Source organism: Bacillus sp. EA-CB0995, from assembly GCF_055814245.1.
In genome coordinates this window covers 1559301-1581533 of sequence record NZ_CP169269.1, presented here as the reverse complement: position 1 = coordinate 1581533, position 22233 = coordinate 1559301, and the positions used below count along the sequence as shown (strand labels likewise).

Annotated in this window: 24 protein-coding genes and 6 pseudogenes; 9 read left to right on the top strand and 21 right to left on the bottom strand. The window is 36.3% G+C overall.

What is annotated here, in order from left to right; all coding sequences use genetic code 11:
• The first annotated feature begins 173 nt into the window (after positions 1-173).
• Positions 174-650 carry a hypothetical protein gene (locus ACEWFJ_RS08355; RefSeq protein WP_473691520.1) on the top strand — a complete coding sequence of 159 codons (477 nt, stop codon included), beginning with the start codon at positions 174-176 and terminating at the stop codon, positions 648-650.
• Positions 651-708: 58 nt separating this feature from the next.
• Here ACEWFJ_RS08355 and ACEWFJ_RS08350 read toward each other — a convergent pair.
• The 3 genes and pseudogenes from ACEWFJ_RS08350 to ACEWFJ_RS08340 all read right to left on the bottom strand — a co-directional run bounded on the left by ACEWFJ_RS08350 (position 709) and on the right by ACEWFJ_RS08340 (position 3080).
• Positions 709-1610: pseudogene (locus ACEWFJ_RS08350) on the bottom strand (ComEC/Rec2 family competence protein).
• 77 nt (positions 1611-1687) lie between these two features.
• Complete coding sequence (gene scpB, locus ACEWFJ_RS08345; RefSeq protein WP_230573286.1) at positions 1688-2260, bottom strand: SMC-Scp complex subunit ScpB; 573 nt, start codon at positions 2258-2260, stop codon at positions 1688-1690.
• A gap of 88 nt (positions 2261-2348) precedes the next feature.
• Positions 2349-3080: a segregation/condensation protein A gene (locus ACEWFJ_RS08340; protein ID WP_473691517.1), complete on the bottom strand. Its 732-nt coding sequence runs from the start codon at positions 3078-3080 to the stop codon at positions 2349-2351.
• Between the two features lie 172 nt (positions 3081-3252).
• Between ACEWFJ_RS08340 and ACEWFJ_RS08335 the strand changes: the two genes are divergently transcribed.
• Complete coding sequence (locus ACEWFJ_RS08335; RefSeq protein WP_098310497.1) at positions 3253-3348, top strand: YjcZ family sporulation protein; 96 nt, start codon at positions 3253-3255, stop codon at positions 3346-3348.
• 88 nt (positions 3349-3436) lie between these two features.
• On the top strand, positions 3437-3955 hold the full coding sequence (locus ACEWFJ_RS08330; protein WP_098310496.1) for a DUF309 domain-containing protein: 519 nt from the start codon (positions 3437-3439) through the stop codon (positions 3953-3955).
• A 17-nt stretch (positions 3956-3972) separates the two neighbouring features.
• On the opposite strand, the gene ACEWFJ_RS08325 is transcribed toward ACEWFJ_RS08330, so the two are convergent.
• From ACEWFJ_RS08325 to ACEWFJ_RS08315, 3 genes are all read right to left on the bottom strand, one after another.
• Complete coding sequence (locus ACEWFJ_RS08325; protein ID WP_098310495.1) at positions 3973-4338, bottom strand: GNAT family N-acetyltransferase; 366 nt, start codon at positions 4336-4338, stop codon at positions 3973-3975.
• A gap of 471 nt (positions 4339-4809) precedes the next feature.
• The gene (locus ACEWFJ_RS08320; protein ID WP_098310703.1) at positions 4810-5247 is read right to left on the bottom strand and encodes a peptidylprolyl isomerase; all 438 of its coding nucleotides are present in this window, start codon (positions 5245-5247) and stop codon (positions 4810-4812) included.
• Between the two features lie 89 nt (positions 5248-5336).
• A complete protein-coding gene (locus ACEWFJ_RS08315) occupies positions 5337-5459 on the bottom strand; it encodes a hypothetical protein (protein ID WP_473691514.1) in 123 nt (40 codons plus the stop codon).
• A 381-nt stretch (positions 5460-5840) separates the two neighbouring features.
• Between ACEWFJ_RS08315 and ACEWFJ_RS08310 the strand changes: the two genes are divergently transcribed.
• A complete protein-coding gene (locus tag ACEWFJ_RS08310; RefSeq protein ID WP_473691512.1) occupies positions 5841-6707 on the top strand; it encodes a DUF1002 domain-containing protein in 867 nt (288 codons plus the stop codon).
• A 27-nt stretch (positions 6708-6734) separates the two neighbouring features.
• On the opposite strand, the gene ACEWFJ_RS08305 is transcribed toward ACEWFJ_RS08310, so the two are convergent.
• From ACEWFJ_RS08305 to ACEWFJ_RS08240, 14 genes and pseudogenes are all read right to left on the bottom strand, one after another.
• Positions 6735-7520, bottom strand: coding sequence for an HAD family hydrolase (locus ACEWFJ_RS08305; protein ID WP_473691510.1), 786 nt, complete (start codon positions 7518-7520; stop codon positions 6735-6737).
• A gap of 111 nt (positions 7521-7631) precedes the next feature.
• Positions 7632-9103 (bottom strand): annotated as a pseudogene (locus ACEWFJ_RS08300) (spore germination protein).
• Positions 9081-9659 (bottom strand): stage V sporulation protein SpoVABEA, encoded by a 579-nt coding sequence (gene spoVAEA, locus ACEWFJ_RS08295; protein ID WP_098310698.1) that lies wholly within the window; start codon positions 9657-9659, stop codon positions 9081-9083. Before spoVAEA ends, ACEWFJ_RS08300 begins: the two are co-directional and overlap by 23 nt.
• A gap of 5 nt (positions 9660-9664) precedes the next feature.
• Positions 9665-10015: a stage V sporulation protein AE gene (spoVAE, locus tag ACEWFJ_RS08290; protein WP_098310697.1), complete on the bottom strand. Its 351-nt coding sequence runs from the start codon at positions 10013-10015 to the stop codon at positions 9665-9667.
• Between the two features lie 3 nt (positions 10016-10018).
• A pseudogene (gene spoVAD / locus ACEWFJ_RS08285) lies at positions 10019-11031 on the bottom strand (stage V sporulation protein AD).
• A gap of 104 nt (positions 11032-11135) precedes the next feature.
• Positions 11136-11597: a stage V sporulation protein AC gene (gene spoVAC, locus ACEWFJ_RS08280; protein ID WP_253630331.1), complete on the bottom strand. Its 462-nt coding sequence runs from the start codon at positions 11595-11597 to the stop codon at positions 11136-11138.
• 11 nt (positions 11598-11608) lie between these two features.
• A complete protein-coding gene (locus ACEWFJ_RS08275) occupies positions 11609-12025 on the bottom strand; it encodes a stage V sporulation protein AB (protein WP_098310694.1) in 417 nt (138 codons plus the stop codon).
• Positions 12018-12635, bottom strand: a pseudogene (locus ACEWFJ_RS08270) (stage V sporulation protein AA). The gene ACEWFJ_RS08275 and the pseudogene ACEWFJ_RS08270 overlap by 8 nt, the downstream one beginning before the upstream one ends.
• Positions 12636-12727: 92 nt before the next feature.
• A complete protein-coding gene (gene sigF, locus ACEWFJ_RS08265; RefSeq protein WP_473691506.1) occupies positions 12728-13498 on the bottom strand; it encodes an RNA polymerase sporulation sigma factor SigF in 771 nt (256 codons plus the stop codon).
• Between the two features lie 12 nt (positions 13499-13510).
• Positions 13511-13950: pseudogene (gene spoIIAB, locus ACEWFJ_RS08260) on the bottom strand (anti-sigma F factor).
• Complete coding sequence (spoIIAA, locus tag ACEWFJ_RS08255) at positions 13951-14301, bottom strand: anti-sigma F factor antagonist (RefSeq protein WP_098310690.1); 351 nt, start codon at positions 14299-14301, stop codon at positions 13951-13953.
• Positions 14302-14494: 193 nt separating this feature from the next.
• A complete protein-coding gene (locus ACEWFJ_RS08250) occupies positions 14495-14827 on the bottom strand; it encodes a hypothetical protein (protein WP_473692396.1) in 333 nt (110 codons plus the stop codon).
• A complete protein-coding gene (locus tag ACEWFJ_RS08245; RefSeq protein WP_473691503.1) occupies positions 14743-15471 on the bottom strand; it encodes a D-alanyl-D-alanine carboxypeptidase family protein in 729 nt (242 codons plus the stop codon). The genes ACEWFJ_RS08250 and ACEWFJ_RS08245 overlap by 85 nt, the downstream gene beginning before the upstream one ends.
• Positions 15468-15671, bottom strand: a complete 204-nt coding sequence (locus ACEWFJ_RS08240; protein WP_473691501.1) for a hypothetical protein — start codon at positions 15669-15671, stop codon at positions 15468-15470. The genes ACEWFJ_RS08245 and ACEWFJ_RS08240 overlap by 4 nt, the downstream gene beginning before the upstream one ends.
• A gap of 165 nt (positions 15672-15836) precedes the next feature.
• Between ACEWFJ_RS08240 and ACEWFJ_RS08235 the strand changes: the two genes are divergently transcribed.
• The 5 genes and pseudogenes from ACEWFJ_RS08235 (at position 15837) to ACEWFJ_RS08215 (ending at position 21397) form a co-directional block, all read left to right on the top strand.
• A complete protein-coding gene (locus tag ACEWFJ_RS08235) occupies positions 15837-16256 on the top strand; it encodes a GntR family transcriptional regulator (RefSeq protein ID WP_473691499.1) in 420 nt (139 codons plus the stop codon).
• Positions 16222-17102 (top strand): annotated as a pseudogene (locus ACEWFJ_RS08230) (ABC transporter ATP-binding protein). Before ACEWFJ_RS08235 ends, ACEWFJ_RS08230 begins: the two are co-directional and overlap by 35 nt.
• Positions 17092-18177, top strand: a complete 1086-nt coding sequence (locus tag ACEWFJ_RS08225) for an ABC transporter permease subunit (RefSeq protein WP_473691497.1) — start codon at positions 17092-17094, stop codon at positions 18175-18177. Before ACEWFJ_RS08230 ends, ACEWFJ_RS08225 begins: the two are co-directional and overlap by 11 nt.
• A 50-nt stretch (positions 18178-18227) precedes the next feature.
• Entirely contained in the window at positions 18228-19295 is a 1068-nt protein-coding gene (locus ACEWFJ_RS08220) for an ABC transporter permease (protein ID WP_473691495.1), read from the top strand.
• A gap of 326 nt (positions 19296-19621) precedes the next feature.
• Entirely contained in the window at positions 19622-21397 is a 1776-nt protein-coding gene (locus ACEWFJ_RS08215; RefSeq protein ID WP_473691493.1) for an adenine deaminase C-terminal domain-containing protein, read from the top strand.
• 179 nt (positions 21398-21576) lie between these two features.
• On the opposite strand, the gene ACEWFJ_RS08210 is transcribed toward ACEWFJ_RS08215, so the two are convergent.
• Positions 21577-22122, bottom strand: a complete 546-nt coding sequence (locus tag ACEWFJ_RS08210) for a hypothetical protein (protein WP_473691491.1) — start codon at positions 22120-22122, stop codon at positions 21577-21579.
• Between the last annotated feature and the right edge of the window lie 111 nt (positions 22123-22233).

Genomic DNA, 22233 nt, shown 5'->3' with positions numbered 1-22233 from the left:
CATATAATACTACTTGTATTATTACCTATTTGCCTATTTTCATCATAATATATACACGAGTAGTTGTCTATACATTATGGGTAAATTCTTAATATAGGAAAAAGGTAATTTCTTTTTCTTCTCTAATTATAATATATAGTATTATTTATTCAAAAGGAGAGGTTAACAATTTTATGAAAAAGTCAACAATTATTTCATGTATTATCTTTGTAACAGTAGTTCTAATTGGCTCTGGGTCTTATTATATGATGACGAAAATGAATATATCTAAACAAGTTACATCACCTCCAGAACCTCCAAAGGATGCACAAACTGCAGCTATTTACAAATCAATTCACGAACAGCATGAATTGCTAAACAAGTTGGTCTGCTATGATCAATATAAAAACTGGACCCCTTCCTCTTCTTTATGGACTGAGCATGATGCTGCTTTAAAACAAATTGAAGAACAATTCTTGCAGTACACACCATCAGTTGAAGGGGCTTTACAAAAAGACTTCCAAAATATTGTTTCTTACACGAAACAAGCCCGTGAAGAAAGAAGAGCAACTTCACTTGTAGAAATACATCGTATTATGCATGATTTAGATATTTTATTGAACGGATATCAAGAAAAGCTTTGGAACGCTACTGTATATAAACGTAATTAACTATATTTGTAATTTCAGCAGCTTATATATCTCAATGCTGAAATGAGATATACATACACTATTTTAACAACGGTAAAGGTAACTGATGCTGAATAACAATACGCTCACCATCTGTCTCAATTTCAACATCATGTTTTACGGTAGTATATACGGCGATGCCATGCCGATATAACCGTTTCATCACACTTCGATGTGGATGACCATATGGATTCTTTTTATCATATGAGATAACAGCAAACTGCGGTGCAACAGCTGTTATAAACTTTTCACTCGTTGATGTATACGAGCCATGATGACCAACTTTTAATACATCTGCATGCATATCATATTGTTTTATCATTTCTTCTTCTGTATGTGTATCTGCATCTCCCATAAATAAAAAATCAGCCTTACCATAACGAATTTTCAATACAATAGACGATTCGTTATTTTCTCGTTTCGCTTTCCCATCGTTTAACACTTGAATAGAAATATGAGGGTCCAGAGGGATATATTGCCCTTCTTTTACACTTAAAAACGGCACTCCTCTTTTTTAATACTTCTTATGTATGTGTGATATGTAAATGAACTATATAGTTTCCCACTATCTAACACAAGTGAAACCGGCATTTGTTCAATAATTGGAATTAGTCCCCCGATATGATCCATGTCAGGATGTGTGCTAATGACAACATCTAAGCGTTTAATCCCTTTTTTAATTAATGTATCAATAATAGGCTCCCCAGCTTCATACGGTCCACCATCAATTAAAATTGTTTTCCCGTTCGGTAAAGAAATAATTGTTGCATCTCCTTGCCCAACTCTTAAAAAATTTACAGTCATCTTACCTAAGTGCGTACGTTGACTTGAAAAGGAAGAAACCGTATGTATAGAAGTATGCTGACGTATAGGGGATGCACTATTTAAAGTTATACATAATACAGTTGAAAATAGAAAAAGAGCGATACGCACATCTTTCATACACCTTCTCCTTTTTCTATTTAGTATGACGCAGCTTTCATTTCATATACAAAAAAGCTTGGCAAAATGCCAAGCTTTTACTTCGAAATTTCTTGTAGAGAGCCAAAGAATAAATCCGCTTCATTCATTCCTTCGCCTTCTTCTGACAGAGCAGGTAATTCATCTAATGTTTGTAATGCAAATGTATCTAAAAATTCTTTTGTTGTGCCGTATAAAATGGGACGTCCTGGCCCTTCTACACGCCCTACTTCTTTAATTAACAAGTGAGAAACAAGCGTTTGCAAAGCGCGATCTGTTTTTACACCGCGAATCTCCTCGATTTCCGTTCTCGTAATTGGCTGGCGATAGGCAACAATTGCTAATGTTTCTAATGCTGCTTGCGATAAAGATGTAGCTGTTGGTGCATCCATCAATTTTTGATAATACGAGGCATGTTCTTTTTTCGTTGTAAAACGATACACCTTTGCAAATTGAACAATTTGCAAACCTCGGTGCAATTGCTCATATTCCGTCTGTAGTTCCTCTACAAGCTTTATTACAGCTTTCACTTCTATCTCTAACACTTTTGAGATTTGTTCCGGATAAATCCCTTCATCCCCTGCTACAAACAGCAGCCCTTCTATAACTGCCTTTTGTTCTTGTCTATCCAACGATAAAAGCTCCTTTCTCACATTCTTTGTATCCCTATACGTCATAAAGACCGAACAACAATATATTGCGTTCGGTCAAACAGTACAACTATGGTTTCAATAAAAAGATTTCATCAAAATTATGCTCTTGTTCAATGACAATTTGCTGATGTTTCATAAGCTCTAAAATTGCTAAAAATGTAACAACAACCATTTCCCGGTCATCATCTGCAAATAAATCATAAAAACTTTGACGACCTCCTGCCATTTCTAATTGTTTTAAAACATCACCCATTCGTTGTTCAATTGGAATTTCTTGCCGAGCAACTGTAGCTGTTACCGGACGTTGTATTTTCTTTCGACGCATTAGCTTTTGAAATGCTGCCAGCATATCATATAGCGTAACATCAATCGGCAGCTTTTCATCTTCCTCTTTTTGAAACATCATAAAATCAAGAGGAGGACGTGTATATAGCTGTGCTCGTTCTTGCTCTTTTTCTTTTAATTGGGTAGCAACTTGCTTATATTTCTTATACTCAATTAGACGTTCCATTAATTCTTGCCGAGGATCTTCTATAAATTCTTCACTGCTATCCTGTATATCTTCTTCATGCTTTGGAAGCAACATTTTACTTTTAATTTGTAATAGCGTCGCAGCCATGACTAAATATTCACTTGCAACATCAAGCTGTAATTCTTTCATCGCATGGATATATGATAAATATTGTTCTGTAATTTCCGCCACAGGAATGTTATATATATCAATTTCATAACGATTAATTAGATGTAATAACAAATCTAAAGGGCCTTCAAATGCCTCAACTTTAAAATTATATTGCACAAATCATCCCACCACATTTTTTCTGTCACTCCATAAGTATAGAGCATACTCCATACACTATCCAACCTTTTTCAAAAATTTAATCAAAAATAGACGTATACCTAGGCCACAATGCCTATCCCGTTCATATGATAGCAGTGTAATGAGTACACATTGTAGGAGGTTACAAACTATGGTACATGGTGCTGGAGGTTTCCACGGCGGATTCGCTCTGCTGGTTGTGTTGTTTATTTTATTAATTATTGTCGGCGCAGCTTGCTTCTGCTAACTGACATAAAGCGACTAGAACAACCTCTAGTCGCTTTATATTTATGATACACTATATATGCACGCTGCTTAGAATAGGAGTGAAAAACATGTATCATGAAGCATACATACAGTTTTTAATTCATTTTCATAGTGATTACGACTACTTTGAATGTCACGAAATTTTAGAAGAACATTGGAAAACAAAACCACGCGGGGAACGCGAACAACATTGGGTAGGACTTATTCAAATTGCTGTCGCTTTATATCACCATAGACGTTGTAATTGGAATGGTGCCGAGCGAATGATGAAAAGTGCACTATTCATTTTACAAAATGAAAAACAGCACATAGAGGCATTAGGTCTAGACTACCCAAAACTATTATTACTCCTTCAGGAACGACTGCACATCATTCAAAATCATGAGTCTTATACAGTACTATTTCTTCCTTTTTCTGATCCGAATCTAGAAGACATATGCATGCAATTATGTAAAAACAAAGGACTTCCTTGGAAAGATACTTCTTCTACTCCAAGTGCGGATATTATTCATAAACATTCTCACCGCAATCGTGAAGATGTGATTAACGAGCGAAATATACAATTACAAAAAAGAAAGCAGAGATAATATTATCTCTGCTTTTATTAATGCACATTATGTTCAACTTCTTTGCATTTCTCACAAAATCTAGAAGTTTGTTCATTTCCGCATACCGTAACATTCGGCAGCATTGTTTGTAATTCTTGTACCATTTTTGTTCCGATTCCCACATGACGATGCGAAGGGTTCACACTAATATGCTGAATTTCTAATACACCTTCATCTTGTTTTACCGTCCCAATAATTCCAACAATAGCATCGTCTTCTTTCCATAAATAGAGCTGCCAATTATCATTTTTTTCATAATCCTTCATCGTTGCTTGTAATCGTTTTATATCTTTTTCCATTGGCATAAAAGACAGAAGTCCCATCGCAATTTTTTCATAACTTTTTTTAAAACGAATTAACATGAAATTTATCCCTTCTTACAAAAGTTACAAATCATATATCCCCTCAACCAGCATTTTAAATCTTACATCATATCTATTTTACAATATTTCTAATTAGCTGAGAAGATTTGCCCCAAAAAACAACTTTATAATCATACAAAGAGGGAAAGAGGAAGTCAAATATGGATATTCTATTTATATTATGCCACTAGCATAATATTGTTTGTATCTAGCCTAAATGGCACATAAAGTGAAACTTCCATCAATGTTTTTTCATCCGCCACTGATGGAAACTCTCACCAATCGAGGTATGCTAGCAGTAATCCTCCACCTACCTTCTTTATTTTCTCAGAATCTTGAGGTGGATGTTTACTGCCTGCAAATAACGGAATAAAAGATACGTAAATTCTCCTATATATATCTTTTACTGCTCTTCACTTACAAATTCTTTTTTAAATAAAAAAAGAGAGCATTTTGCTCTCTTTTCACATTTTACTCTTCCCAAACCTTAACTTCTTTCATAACATCGCCTTGACGCATATTTAATACTGTCTCAATACCACTTGTTGCCTTACCGAATACAGTGTGAACACCGTCTAAATGCGGTTGTGGTTCATGTACAACAAAGAACTGGCTTCCTCCAGTATTTCTTCCTGCATGTGCCATAGAAAGTGCGCCTACACCGTGTTTATGAGGGTTGCCATCTGTTTCACAAGGAATGCTGTAGCCAGGACCGCCTGCTCCTGTTCCTGTTGGATCGCCACCTTGGCTTACAAAACCAGGAATTACTCTGTGGAAAGTAACCCCATTATAAAAACCTTCATTTGCTAGTTTTTTAAAGTTATCTACTGTTTTTGGTGCTTCTTCTGGGAAAAATTCTAATTCGATCTTTTCACCGTTTTCCATTAATATGTATCCTAAAGTTTTCATGTATAATAAGCTCCTTTCAACAATCTCAGCCTTATATTACCACAATCACTGTAATAAACAAAAATATTATTGCAAAAACCTTGTTAAATTTAGTATGTTACTTCCTCAAGCCAATGCACAGGTTCATTTTTATTCTGTTCAATAATTTTCATAACCCCTTCTGGATATATTAGCGTTGCTTTCAATTTACTAATTTCTTTCCACTTTAACATAATGTCAGAATGCTCTTTATGCCATCTTACTGCCCGTTAGTGCGGGATAAAACTCTTCGTTTGTATCACATTGAATCAATATACCTGTCCTATCACGATTAAAAATCAACGCTTCCGCCCTCAACAAAGGTCGCACTCTATCTCTTTCTTCCAAATAAATAATATGTTAAAAATATACTTCTCTATTTCAACACCAATACCTTCTTAATAAAGCGAAACCTCTATCAGCAAGGGCTTACTGCACACGAATAGCGGGATAAAATCCGACAATCCTGCTATTTCTTCCAGAAATCATTCTGAAGACGGATGACAAATACAGAAAATATACTATAATTACTTTGTTGCCCGAAAATTTCAGAAAGAGAAAGGGAGCGATTTTTCGTGAAAACGAAACTATTAGCGCTGCTATTAGCTATGATGGTCTTTTTAATTCCAACAGCTTCATACGCAGACGTGATTGAGGGAGAGTCTATTGTTACATTAGGAGAAAATTTAACAGAGCAGCAAAAACAACAGCTTCTTGAAGAAATGAAAGCGCCAAAAGATACACAAATTATTACAGTATCAAATGCGGAAGAACATAAATATTTAGATGGAGTTGTACCAAACGCACAAATCGGCACAAAAGCAATTTCTTCTTCTATGATTACGTATACAAAAAAAGGATCTGGTCTTGTTGTACAAGCGAATAATATTAATTGGGTAACAGATGCAATGTATACAAACGCATTAATTACAGCAGGTGTAAAAGATGCGAATATATACATAACAGCACCATTTAAAGTGTCAGGAACTGCAGCTTTAACAGGTTTAATGAAGGCCTACGAAACAACATCGAAAAAAGAAATTCCAGAAGAAGTAAAAAAAGTTGCAAACGAAGAAATGGTTCAAACCGCAAAACTTGGTGACGAAATCGGGAATGATAAAGCTGTACAACTTGTTGCAAACGTTAAAGAAGAAATAGCAAAAGAGCAACCAAAAACAACAGAAGATTTACGTTCACTCATTAAAAAGGTTGCAGATCAACTTGGAATTACATTAACTGATGAACAACTCAATAATTTAGTAGCACTCTTTGACAAAATGAAAAACCTAAATATCGATTGGGATCAAGTTAGTAACCAATTAAATAAAGCGAAAGACCATGTTTCATCGTTTCTAAGTTCCGATGAAGGTCAGGGCTTTTTAGATAGTCTAAAAGGTGTATTCTCTAGCTTTATTGACTTTATTAAATCACTATTTAATTAAAAAAAGCTCGTCAATGACGAGCTTTTTTTATGCTAATAACGGGAGTTGCATAATTGCTTCTTCTACAGAACGAACAACATGACTCGCTTTTTCTTTCACATATGGATGAGCATGATGCAGTGTAAAAGAATGCGGCGTCACAGAAAACATTGAAACATCATTAAAGGAATCTCCGATACACGCTACTTCATGCGCTTCTACTTGTAAGTGTTCCATTAAAAGTTGCAGTGCACTTCCTTTACTAATTCCAACTGGCATAATATCCACATATCTCTTTCCCGAAATCACTACTTCTGCTTTGCCTTGAAACTTGTTTCGCAGCTCTTCATCTAACATTGTAATTTTTGCTTCTTCTCCATATACAAATAATTTTGCGGGATGAATAGTTTGTCCAAACTCTTCATCTAATGTCTCCACTTCTGCGATTTTCACTTGAATATATTCTTCAAACATACGATGATGCTCATTTTTCTTTTTCGTATATCGATGCTCCTTCGCACATACAATATCCGCCATCTCTTTTTCATGTATATATTTATATATTTCCCGGGCAATCTCACGATTAAAAGTCGATTCGTGGAGCATTTCCCCTTCTTTCGTTAATAAGACCGCACCATTTAACCCTGTTGTATAATAAGGGAAAGCGAATTGCTTCACAGCATCGTGAATACGATGAGTAAAACGGCCAGAAGCAAAACAAATATCCGTTCCTTTCTCTGCTAGCCAACATAATGCTTTTTCATCCTCTCGATGAATCCGGTTCACATTATAAACGAGTGTATCATCTAAATCACTCACAAATAACTTAATCATGTAATCTCCCCTTCCATACAACATATGTACTTCTAGTGTACAAAAGAAATGTTATGTTTTTGTTAAAAACATATAAATTTATAATAAAAATGAGCAGAAGTTTCCTTCTACTCATTTTTGTCGTCTTTTATCTTGTGGATGAACTATACTTGGACGCACTTTCAAACTAGGAATAGACGGTCGAATCAAAATTTTCACGAATGCTCCCCAATCAAATGGAAGAAACGGCCAAAGATACGGTGTCTGCAAACTTTTAGTCGATGCTAAAAATAAAATTAACACTGTCATTCCAATAACAAATCCTATATCTCGAAATAAAGCTGTACATACAATAAGGAATAATTTACCGATTTTATTCCCTAATCCTAATTCATAACTTGGCGTTGCAAATAATCCAATCATAGAAATGGCAGTATATAAAATAACTTCTGGTACAAATAGACCGACATCAATTGCTATTTGACCAATTAATATAGCTGAAATTAACCCGGCTGCTGATGACAGTGGTGTTGGTGTATGGATAGATGCCAGTCGCAAAAATTCTAATCCTACTTCCGCTAAAATGATTTGCAAGAAAATTGGCAAATTTGTTGTTTTATTCGGTCCAATAAACGCAAGTTTTTCTGGCAATAAAGTAGGATCAAGTACAAACGTAAGCCAAAGTGGTAATAAAAACAGTGAAAATAATATTCCAATAAATCGAGTCCAACGTAAAAACGTTCCGACAGCTGGATTTTGCCGAAACTCCTCAGCATGCTGTACATGATGAAAATATGTTGTTGGTGTAATAATTGCGCTAGGGAAGTATCTGTCAATAGTAAAACATGTCCTTCTAGCAAATGATTGGCAGCGACGTCTGGTCTTTCTGTATATCGAATAAGTGGAAAAGGATTATATCCTTGTTTAACAAGAAACTCCTCAATGGTTTTATCAGCCATCGTCACACCATCGATTTCAATACTTTCTAACTCTTGCTTTATTATTTTCACTAAGTCTGGATTCGCAATATCTTGTATATATGCGATACAAGTATCAGTTTTTGATCGGTCACCTACCCGTATCATCTCATACCGCAAGCGAGGATCACGAATACGCCGCCGAATAAGACCTGTATTCACAATAATATTTTCAACAAATCCATCGCGGGCCCCTCTAACAACTTTCTCTGTATCCGGCTCTGTCGGAGTTCGTCCCGGATAACTACGAACATCTATTACAAATGCTTCTGTTTCTCCCTCAACAAAAATAACGATTAAACCTGACAAAACTTGAAATATAGCATCTTCCATCGTCTTTATTTTACTTACTTGCTGATGAATAAGACGATTTTCTAACAACTTTACAGTATTGTCTTCATACCTTTGTATTTCATTCGTATCAACAACTTCATCCAAAATGTGTATAATGAAGTTCGAATCACTTAAACCGTTCACAAAAAAAACACCAATTTCTTTATCTAAAATTTGAAGTTTACGAATTCCCACATCAAACGTAACACCAAGTCCAACTGTTTGTTTTAAATAATTTTCATTATCGCTTAAAAATGAAGAAATTGGTATACTAGTCTTTTGTTTGTTGGTCATAAAACCCACTCCTTTCTAAAATTACTTGAATTGCTTTTTTTGTAATAGGTGATCCACGCTTCCAGTCATCATTTCCGTACATTTTTCCAATATCTCCAATTCCAACAATAATGGGGACATGTAGTTCATCTAAACAGTAAACGGTATCACCGTTAATCCTTCCTATTTCAACATCCGCTAACCCAAACTTATCAACACCATATTCAGTTAACCGTCCTTCTCGATCGATACTTACATCAACGCGGGCCCATTCCCAATGATGCGTATTAGAAGCGACAGCTAACACGCCAAGCACGTCAATCTGTTTATTCGTTGCTACATATTTTAGTGCTTTTTCTCCTGAACCTTCTCCAATATATCCACTATCATCAAACATAACAAAAACTGGGTCATGTGGTGTTTGCATGATAAGCTCAACAATCTTTCTCCCTGTTAATTTCGTTGGATTACTTTGTGATGCCGAAATACATCGTCCCCCAAACTCCTTTGTCAGTAACTCGATTGTTCGCTGTGCATATTCATCTCCGTCTGTCACCAAAATAACCCTTCTTCTCATCTTGTTTATCCTTTCGGTTTAAAAATAAGTGCTGCTAAAAATGCAAATAAAATTGCTGCTGAAATTCCAACAGATGTTAACTTAAACATACCCATTCCAATCCCAAGATAACCATGCTTTTCTGCAGCTTCCATCGCACCATGTAATAAAGAATGACCAAAACTTGTAATAGGAACAGTTGCTCCTGCTCCAGCAAACTGAATTAATTTATCATAAATTCCAAATCCATCTAAAATAGCGCCAGCTACTACGAAGATTGCCATAACATGTGCAGGTGTTAATTTTGTAAAATCTAACAGTAGTTGTCCAATAACACAGATTGCACCCCCAACTACAAACGCATATATAAATTCCACATATTACACCCCTTTTATTCTTTCAAATACGATACCGTGTGCAATCGTTGGAATCGTTTCTTTTTGTTGAATCATAATCGGATTTAACAAGGCACCTGTTGCTACAACAAAAATCCGTTGTAAATTCCCCTTTCTCATTTCTTTCATTAAATGTCCATATGTCACCACGGCAGAGCAGGCACAACCACTTCCCCCTGCAAATACTTGCTGGTCGTCTCTATAAATCATTAAACCGCAATCATTATAGACATTACCTATGTCATAGCCTTCATCTAATAAAAGTTGCCGCGTAATTGGTGTCCCGACTGCAGATAAATCACCCGTCACAATTAAGTCATAATCTGCAGCACTTCTTTTTAAATCTTCAAAATGCTGTTGAATTGTATGGGCTGCAGCAGGCGCCATAGCAGATCCCATATCAAACGGATCTGTTATGCCTAAATCTTGAACTTTTCCAATGGTTGCTGATGTTACTTTAATTGAACTTCTTTCACGACTAATTAAAGCTGTACCAGCTCCTGTAACAGTAAACGTCGCTGTAGTTGGTTTTTGCCCTCCGTACTCTGTTGGATAACGAAATTGCCTTTCAGCAGTGGCATTATGACTACTAACTGTTGCTAATACGCGATTTGCAAATCCACCATCAATAAATGCAGCGCCAACAGCGAGAGTCTCCATAGAAGTTGAACATGCTCCAAACATTCCTAGAAATGGAATCGAAAGTTCTCTAGCAACATAATTTGCTGTAACCGTTTGATTTAATAAATCTCCAGCTAAAAAAAATCGATATCAGATGCTTGCAGCTTTTCTTTTTGCAATACTTGTTGAATTGAATCTCTCATTAATCGTCTTTCTGCTAGCTCCCAATTCTCTTCTCCACAATGCAAATCATCATATGTAATATCAAAACTATCTCCAAGCGGCCCCTCCGCTTCTTCCGGCCCAACAGCCGTTCCTGTCGCATTCACATATACATCGTTTTGAAATACCCACGTTTGTTTCCCAGTTAATCTCATCTGTCTTCTCCTTTACTTACAAAAAGTGAAACTTCCCTTAGTGATTTCCCACCTCACCTATCCTCTTCGTTTTCTCTGAATCTTAAGGTGAGAGATTACTGCCATTAGGGCGAGATAAACAGCTTCCATGTATACCGAATGAGACCTACAACATACGCTCCAACAACACCAAATACAATTACACTTCCAGCAATCTTGAACATATTAGTGGCAATCCCAAGAACAATCCCTTCACTGCGGTGTTCCATTGCTGCACTCACCATTGAATTTGCAAATCCAGTAACCGGGATTGCTGACCCTGCCCCTGCAAATTGTCCAAGTTTATCATATACACCAATCCCTGTTAAAATGGCCGACAATAATATTAATGTTGTGATTGCTGGATTCCCCGCATTTTTCTCCGTAAAATCAAAATAGTGTATATACATCTTCATCAAAGCTTCACCTAATATACAAATAAGCCCTCCCACAACAAAAGCCTTGACGCAATTCATAACATAGTTAGGTTTTGATTGATACTTTTTTACGTTATTTGTATAATCATCTTTCAATTTTCGCGGTGTCATTTACATACCTCCTATTTCACAAAATAAATCCAATGAAATAAAGAACCTACCACCTTACCAAGAACAAGTGCGATAAGAAGAATAACAATTTTCCCATCAACCCCAACACGTTTTGCCAATATCGGAAGTACATTCAGCACTTCTGTTAAGGCAGCGGCAAGCATTCCAATAAATGTGCCACATAACAATCCAAGGAGCAAAAGCCAATACGGTGAAGCCACCAATGTGATATCGCGTAAACTGCACCATGCGCCGCTTAATGCACCGCTCACAACAGCCCATTCATAATATTGAACACGATGACCACTTTTTGTTAACTGAGCAAGCCTTGGAATCACACCTAATACAGTTAAAAATGCAACGTATCCTCCTCCAACAGCAATTCCACCAGCAAATCCAATAAAGATTACCCCGATATATTCAATCATTTGGGATTTTCTTTATCATTTCTTTATTTTCATTCATCATCACATATTGATCGAGAGATTGCTGGTATTGGAACATTTCAACTTCTAATGGGCTCGGCTCCTCATTAATGCGTTTTTGAAAAACATGATTAAAAAAAGAATCATTCCAAGTCCAAGTCCTAACGAATATGGAATTTGAAATAAAAGTGGCTTTTTATTGTTTTCTCCTGTAATCATGTAATACAAGCGTTGATGTACTTGCTGCATACTAACGTCTTCATGAAAATAAATAATTGCAAGGGCAGCTCCCACAAATAGTAATAGCCAAACCATTCCAAAAAAATGGATTTACTCGTTTTTTCTCATATACGATTTCAACAATAGTTTGTGCTGAACCAAGCAAATTAATTTGTAAGCTGCTAGAATACTGTTGAATGCGCTGAATGACTTTCATCACATCAATTACCACATGCGTTTTATCTTTCTTTGTAATTTTGTATACAGCCTGTCGTTTTATTTCGTCTACAATGTCTGAATCTCCAACTACTTGTGCAACATCACCAACTTTAATCTCATAAGCAGGCGACACTTGCAGGCGACTTCTCATCTTTACATATATCGTTTGCTCCACTCCAATCACCTCTTAACTATTCCTCGTAGTTGTAGTATGGATATTGGAAAATTTTCTAATACAACTTTTTTTGAAATAAAAAAACGAATAGACTATTCGCCTATTCGGTCCTTCATTTGCTTTAATATTTTCTTTTCTAGCCGTGACACTTGTACTTGAGAAATTCCTAAGCGCTCCGCTACTTCCGATTGCGTTTGATCTTTATAATACCGTAAATACACAATCAGTCGTTCACGTTCATCTAATTCACGAATCGCTTCTTTTAAAGCAATCTTATCAAACCACTTCGTTTCAGAACGATCCGCAATTTGATCTAAAATGGTAATAGGATCACCATCATTTTCATACACCGTTTCATGTATGGATGATGGCGTACGGCTTGCTTCTTGCGCCATTACAACTTCTTCTGGCGTTAACTCTAGCGCCTCTGCTATTTCAGTAACTGTCGGTGCACGGCCATACTCTTTTGATAATTCATCTTTCATTTTGCGAATTTTATTTCCAGTTTCCTTTAAAGAACGACTTACTTTCACTGTCCCATCATCACGTAAGAAACGTTGAATTTCTCCAATAATCATTGGGACCGCATATGTTGAGAACTTTACATCAAAAGATAAATCAAATTTGTCGACAGATTTTAGCAAACCAATACAACCAATTTGAAACAAGTCTTCCGGCTCATAACCACGATTTAAAAAACGTTGTACAACCGACCAAACAAGTCTCATATTATTTTGTATAATTAAATCTCTCGCTCCTTGATCACCATCTTGACTTCTTTGAATTAATTCTTTTAACTCGTGATCCTTTAACTGCCCTTTTCCTTTTCCTTTTCCTTTTTCACTTCTGACCTCTATGTCCATAGGCAATTCTCCTTAATTGCATAGAGCGTTACTTTTTGATAGATACTTCGTCAAATGGATCGTTGTCCCGAAAGATTCATTAGAAATAACCTCTACTTCGTCCATAAAATTTTCCATAATGGTAAATCCCATTCCGGAACGCTCTAATTCGGGTTTTGTTGTAAAAGGGGTTGCCTTGCTTCATCTAAATCTAGAATTCCAATCCCTTCATCACGAATCGTTAACTTTACCATGTCATCTTCCAAAATAACCGTAATATACACAATGCCATCTGCATGCCCTTCATACCCATGAATAATAGCATTTGTTACCGCCTCAGACACAACTGTTTTCACTTCAGTTAACTCTTCCATCGTTGGATCGAGCTGTGCAATAAAAGCCGCAACCGTAACCCGAGCAAACGATTCATTTTGACTTAATGCTGAAAATTGAAGGTTCATTTCATTTCTCATCTACGCCACCCCCAATGTCGCGAGCGCATGCGCTTCATTTTCTTCTAAACGAATAATTTTAAATAGCCCTGACATCTCAAACAAGCGCTTTACAGCAGGAGAAATTGCACATACAACCATTTCGCCGCCTAAGCTTTTGACATGTTTATATCTTCCTAACACAACACCAAGACCAGAGCTATCCATAAATGCTAATTGCTCTAAGTTTAAAATAATATGATGAACATGATGCGTCTCAATCATATCAGTGACTTTCGCTCGCAACTCTTCGGCAGCATGATGATCCAGTTCGCCTGCTAAACGAACACATAAGACGTCACGCTTTACTTCTAAATGAATGGAAAGACTCACCCTATTTCCTCCTTACATTCAAAATTCGCGTATACACGCAAAACATATAAGAAGTTTTTCTCTAAAATAAATGTAGAATCCTTCCACCTGACAAAAGAAGTACTATTTCGTCATAAAATGAACCTTCTAGCAACATCTCTTACCATTGAAATAACAACAAACTCAACAAAAGAAAGCGGCAACAAAATTGCCGCTATTTCGATGTCGAAAACATCCCAAAACTTCGTTTAAATAACTCCCACCAGCTTGCTGCTGCGACATCCTCTTTCGCAACAATTGTCTGTTTGAGTAATACTTGATTATCTTTTTTTATGACAAGTGTACCTAAAGCATCTCCTTTTTTAATTGGAGCTTTCACTTTTTCCTCAGCCACTACTTCTTTTTTGATATTTTTCATCGTTTCTCCCTTTTTCATTAGTAGAGAAACATTGTCAGACGCAACTAAGTCGACCGCTTCTTTTTCCCTTTTCCTACTTTTATCGTCTGAATTTTTTCGCCTCTTGTATACATTTTTTTCGTCATATATTGACTAAATGCATAATCAAGAAGCTTCGTTACTTCCGCATTCCGTTCTTTTGATGTTGGAGACCCCATGACAACAGAAATAACGCGCATGCCATTTCGTTCTGCAGATGCTGTTAAACAATATTTTGCCTCTGTTGTAAAGCCTGTTTTCACGCCATCAACACCTGGATAGAAACGAACAAGCTTATTTGTATTTACAAGCCAAAATTTCTTATCCGTATCTTCTCGTAAATAATCTTCATATTTACCTGTATATTTACGAATTAACGGATATTTCATTAATTCCTTTGCCATAACTGCCATATCATATGCTGTTGAATAATGGTTCTTGGCTGGAAGGCCTGTTGGATTTTGAAAATGAGTATTTTTAAGTCCTAAATCTTTTGCTTTTCTATTCATCATGTCTACAAATCCTTCTTCTGACCCAGCAATGTGTTCAGCAACTGCAACTGATGCATCATTTCCAGATGCAATTGCAATACCTTTTAACATTTCATTGACTGTCATTTCTTCACCAGGCTCCAGGAAAATTTGTGATCCGCCCATAGAAGCTGCATGTTCACTCGTTCTCACTTTATCTTTCAGTGTTAGCTTTCCTTTTTCAATTTGCTCCATAATGAGTAGCATGGTCATAATTTTTGTCATACTAGCAGGTGGCAACTTTTCATTTGGATTTTTTCAAATAAAACTTTTCCCGTATCCTGTTCAATAACAATCGCTGACGATGCTTGTTCCGCTAGCTTTGGTTTTGTTTCTGCTTCTTTTTTCTCAGACTGCGCAAAACCAATTGGAACAGCGGAAAGCAATAACATGAAACAAACAAGTATTCCAATCAATCGCTTCATGACTAACCCTCCATTCTATATCACACCTATCTTTTCCAGATGAAGGGTTTTTATACCATCTTTTTCTAAAAATAGCATTGACAAACAAAAGTATGCTATATATTGTATTAAGTGTATTACGTTTAATAGTACACTTAAAAATTCATCAGGAAGGAGGCATTGCTCTTGCACATTCAACTTGATCCAAGAAGCAACACTCCGATATGGGAACAAATTGTTCACAACGTAAAGGAACTAGTTTTAAAAGCAATGCTCGCACCAAATGATAAACTCCCTTCTGTTCGGGAACTTGCCTCTTCACTCGTGATAAATCCAAATACAGTGAGTAAAGCGTATAAAGAGTTAGAACGACAAGGAATTATTGAAACGCTGCGCGGCAAAGGAACATTTGTATGCCAATCGATTACTCCAACACAAGATGAAAGGAAAATTGCTATGGTGGAAAAACAATTTCATCAATTATTACTAGAAGCTTCATATCTCGGTATTTCAAAAGAAAAAATTCATGATTGGATTGATTCATACTACAAAGAATTAGGAGGAAATACTCATGCTGAAGGTGACAAACGTAAAGAAAACAATTGATAACCAAATAATATTAGAAGATATTTCATTTACTTTAAAAAAGGAAGCATCGTCGGATTACTTGGAAGAAACGGAGCTGGAAAAACAACACTATTGCGAACACTTGTTGGAATATTAAATCCAGATGAAGGAACTGTTACATATAACGAAATAGACGTGCACAAACATCCTGAAGTGAAACAAACGGTTGTATATGTCCCAGACTCTACAAACGTATTAAGCGGATATACAGTAAAAGAAATCGTAAAATTTTATAAGGCAGTCTATCATAATTTCAATGAAGACTATTTTTATAAACTACTAGAACGCTTTAACTTACCAGAGAAACGTATTCGCAGTTACTCTCGTGGAATGAAAGCTTTGCTAGCAATGATTTTAGCTTTTTCTACTGGAGTAGAATATATAATTTTAGATGAGCCGACAAATGGACTTGATCCTATTGCAAAAAGACAGATTCTTCAGTTTTTAATCGAAGAAGTGGCAGAGCGAGAAATTACCATTCTCATTTCTACACATCACCTAGATGAAGTCGAAAAAATCGCAGACACAGTCATCATTTTAAAAGATCATACAATTGCATCTATCACAGCTTTAGAAGATACAAAATCACGCTATGCAAAAATCCAAGTAGCTTACGAACGCTCACTACCACAAAAGCTAGTGAATTTATGTAATGTGAAAGTATTAAACCAAACAGGAAAAGTATATACCGTCTTAATCGAAGGCAACGTAGCAGCTACGTTAGAGAAATTTCATAAAGAGCAGCCGATCTTATTAGAAGAATTGTCAATGTCGCTTGAGGATGTATTTGTTACAGCGTTTGAGGAGGGGTCACATGTTTCATAAGGCGTTATGGATGCGAACGTATAAACAAGGGAAATATATTGTTCTATTGTTTTGGTTAAGTAGTTTATATTTGTTACCTTATGAATATTATAGTGCTGCTCAATCAGAGCTTAGCCAATCTAAAATGAAATTTGATGATTATGTTTATTATTATTCCTATTATTTTAATACATTTGACACCGTCTTCTTACAAGGTATCATTCTCATTGCACTTGCCTGCGTCTTGATTGGATGGGAACGAAATAATCAATCAACTGATTTTCTTTTCTCTATGCCTTTTAAACGAAAAGATATCTTTTTAACAAAATGGTTATTTGGCGTGTTGAACATTATTACAGTAAATATCATTTGTTGGATAAGTATGTATGGAATAAAGAACGTATCGTTTCACGATCAGTATCAAATATTTACTCCATTCCACACTTACTTTTTATACGCTACGATTGTACTCATTGCAACCTATACATTCACTTTATTTATCGGTACCATTACCGGAAATATTTTCTCACAAAGTAGCTTAACTGCAATTCTATTATTTCTACCATACGGTTTAGTATTGTTAATATCCGGATTTGTATATACTCATACGAGAGATTCAGTAGAAGCATTAGGAGAAATAGAGCGTAAAACTCATGAATACTTACAACATGTAAGTATCGTTGCACCGTTAGAGTCTTTCAACATTCATTTTAATTACCATCCTATCGCGAAGTTCGATGAGCACGGAAATGAAATTTCCACATTGCCGCAAGACGATCCAAAGGAAACGACATCTGTTCCATCTGCGTGGAAATTACTGACGCCATTTGCTTATATCATTATCTTTTTACCAATCGCAACTTTTCTTTACACACGTGCTCCAAACGAACAAAACGGAAAAATACTATTGTTTCCACAGTTACAGAAATGGTTTGTTGGTTGTACTGTTCTTTGTTTTGCTTTATTTGGGGGCAGATTACTCGGAGGAAGAGATGCATTCCTTTCTTATTACGTCGGTTTTTTCATAGCCAGCATTGTCAGCTACTTCGTTTTTACACATCTACTTAAATGGAATTTTTCTATCGGTGGAAAGTAACGATACTATTTTAATCAAAAAGAATATACGTATAAATTGAGGTGAATTACATGTTTCAGAAAGCATTGTGGATGCAAAACTGGAAACAAGGGAAGTATGTCATTGTGCTATTTTGGCTAAGTACGTTGTATCTCTTACCATATGAATATTATACGAATGCACAGTACAAAGCTAAGTACTTGCACGACACTACGGATACTTATTATTTATATCATTTGAGCGGAGACAGTCCTACATTTTTTCCTGCTCTACTATTAATTGGATTGGCTACCATATTAATAGGTTGGGAACGTCATAATCAATCGATTGATTTTCTTTGGTCTATGCCATTTAAACGCTCCCACCTGTTTTTATCAAAATGGTTATTCGGTACGGTTCATATCGTAAGTGCACTTAGCGTAAGTTGGTTTCTTATGTATATCGTCTACAAAACTACGATACATGCTCAGTATCAATCATTTACGTTGTTTCATCTATACTTCGTGTATACGATTATTACATTGATTGCAGTGTACACATTAACTCTCTTTATCGGAACCATTACAGGAAACATTATTTCACAAAGTGCGCTAAGTTATATTATAATGGTTTTTCCCATTTATATTTTTCAGCTTGTGTTTCCTTTCTTTGCATTGCATGTTGATTTATCACAACAAAAATATAATAATGCTTATAATAAAAGTTCACTGTATACAGAAAACACAAGTATTATAGCTCCCCTTGCTCATTTCACTATTAGCTACGACTATGATCCACATAGAGAAGCTATAAAAAATGAAGACGGAACTATACATGCAGGACCTACTTATCACCATATTCCGTCTGCTTGGACACTACTAAGTCCTGCAATTTATATGATTATTTGTCTTCCATTAGGAACCTACTTATATGCACGCTCACCAAATGAGCACAATGGAAAAATACTGCTATATCAAAGACTTCATGTCTATTTCTCAATATGTACTTCCATTTGTTTCGGACTTCTTGGCAGCGAAATTTTCACTGATGGCAGTAAATCTATTCCGCTTCACTATATGTATTTTATAGGGTTTAGCATTTTGACATACGTCATTTTACAACGAATGTTAAAACATAAACTTTCTTTATACGCAAAATAGCCTCCTAGTCAGGAGGCTATTTTCAATATATTGAAAACCAAACTTGTCACCATACACTTGCCTTTCCCCCCTCCTCTTTACAATTGAAAGAGGAGTTTTCATATGTACTATGTAGAACAGAACCTGAAAAAGTGAGTCACACTTCGTTTGCTGCGCGGTTCTAGCATAGATTTAACCTACAAAAAAACAGAAGAAGGAAAGATAGTCTACATTGTAATCCCCCTTTATAGTAAAATATAAAAAGGTATAAAACTGAATTTTTAGACATCTTAACGTGAACTGAAATAATTCTGAGCGTGGAAAAAGCAGATAAGGGGGAGACTTACATGAGAGCCATTGAAAAGGATACATTGTGGAAACTTATAGAAGTATCAAAGGGTAAGCATCCAGCAACAATTTGGATTACAGGAGGAATTGTGTTTAATGTATACACAGGAGAGCTGGAAAGAAAAGATATTGTTTTATATGAAGATCGTATTGCTTATGTAGGAATACGGGAACCGCAGATTGATGAGAAAACGCAAATTATAGATGCATCCAGTTTTACATTAGTTCCAGGATACATCGAACCTCATGCACATCCATATCAGTATTATAATCTTACCTCATTTGGAGAATTCGCTTTAAGCTTAGGTACAACGACTTTAGTGAATGATAATCTAATATTTTATTTAAATACAAATCAGAAGGATTTTGAATATTTAATGGACTACAGCAGTCATTTACCTGTCAAAAATTATTGGTGGGCAAGGATGGATCCACAAAGCAACCACCCGGATATGTTAGCGAAATTCACGACTGAGCGCTTGGTCAGTTTACTTAGTCATAAGCAGGTTATACAAGCTGGCGAATTAACTGCTTGGCCTGCTGCCTTGACTGGCGATGAAACAATACTTGAAGGAATAGCAGAAGCACGGAGGCTTGGCAAAAGAATTGAGGGGCATAACCCAGGAGCTTCCAGTGAAACCTTAAATGCTTTGGCAGCACTCGGTGTTACGGCTTGTCATGAAGCTATCACTGGAGAGGAAGTAATCAGAAGGCTTCGTTTAGGTATGTATGCAACTTTGCGTCACTCCTCTATACGTCCTGATTTGCCGGGCCTAATCAAAGATTTACAAGAGCTCAACTTTGATTTCTCTTCCGCTTCAAGGCTTATGTTAACAACAGATGGCTCCATGCCTCCGTTTCTTCAACATGGATTGATGGACTATCTTATTAAGATTTCTCTCGATAATGGTGTTCCTTTCCATGCCGCTTATCGGATGGCCACTTTAAATCCCGCAACATATTATGGATTGGATCAAGAAATCGGTGGAATCGCTCCGGGACGAGTCGCAGATATTCTATTTCTCGAGGATATAAGCAAGCCTTCCCCGGTCAAGGTTATAGCAAACGGACAGCTGGTTGTGACAAACGGACAGCTCTTGAAGCCGTTTCCTGTATGTGATTGGCAACAATTGCAGTTTGAACCTATGCACATAGAATGGCGTGTTCAACCGGAATGGCTGGATATGACCGCTGAAAACCCGGAAGTCCCTGTAATAGAAATGCTTAATGCGGTCATTACGAAATCCAGTCTAGAAGCATTACCGCTAAAGCAAGGCATTATTGAGTTGGAGGCTAGAAAAGGATATTGTTATGTCAGTCTTATTGATCAAAAGGGGAAATGGGTTACTAACGGCATATTAAAAGGATTTGCCGATCACCTAGATGCTGTAGCGACAACCTACACAGCATCTCAAGATATCGTTGTTATAGGGCAAAACAAAGATATTATGGTGAAAGCTGTAAACCAACTGCTCGATCAAGGGGGCGGTACCATATTAATGGAAGGGAAGGAAACCTTATTCAATTTGGAATTGCCGCTTGGAGGGAAAATGAGCAAGTTGCCCATGCATGAACTGATTTTAAAAACGACAGGGCTTGTGCAACTTCTAAAGGAAAGAGGACATCAGCATATCGATCCATTATATACAATGTTCTTTTTAACATCGACCCATCTACCGGCTGTACGCTTAACAGCTGAAGGAGTATATTCCATTAAAGAGAACGCGGTTGTGTCTTCGGTTAAAACAGTGAAGAGTAACTATTTTATCAGATAAAGTGAAACTTCCATCAGTGGGGGTTTTTTCATCCCCCACTGATGGTTAGTTGAACCAATCGACTTACGGGCAGTTATCCCCCACTTATCTTCCTCGCTGCTCTCTCAATCTTGAGGTGGGGGTCTTACTGCCCGTTAATGCGAGATAAACAACGTGAAAATAGCCTCCTAGTCAGGAGGCTATTTTGCATTCTTTCGTCTTTCGCTATATGTCTTCTCTTCGTCTGTCCCAAATCCATCATCGTTTGTCACGATTTGGTCTGTCGGTGCGACAACACTTTCAGCAATTTTCCAGTCCCCATACTCTTGTACAAATACTTGTAAAAAGTAATTTATTCCATTTAGTTGGTATGGATTTTCTTTTTTTACATCATACTGCACAGCTAAATAGTACACTTGTACATTTTCTTTTCCGAATTTTGACACATACTGAGAAACTCGCGGAATATAAACAGAGGCTTTGGCCAGTGAAATTTCTTTTACCTTTACGAGGGAGGAATGTTTTATATTATGTAAAGTATCTTGATGATGAATGTTATCACTATGATGAAACAAAACAGAAGTTTGCATCGAGCGCATCCATAATTGTGAGTATAAAACAGGCTTATGATTTGAAAGATATTCTAGTTCTTTTTGTACAATTTGATTTGGAGACGCTGCACTTATCTCTATACTGTAACATAGTACACATATACCAATAATTCCAAAAGAAACAATACGTTTCATAGTCTGCCCCCTATTCCATATAGGTAAAGTATAGGAATGTAGGTCTGTTTTTATGCAGCGCATCCGTTCTATAGTATGATGAAGCCATAAAAAAATAGAAAAGCAATCTCT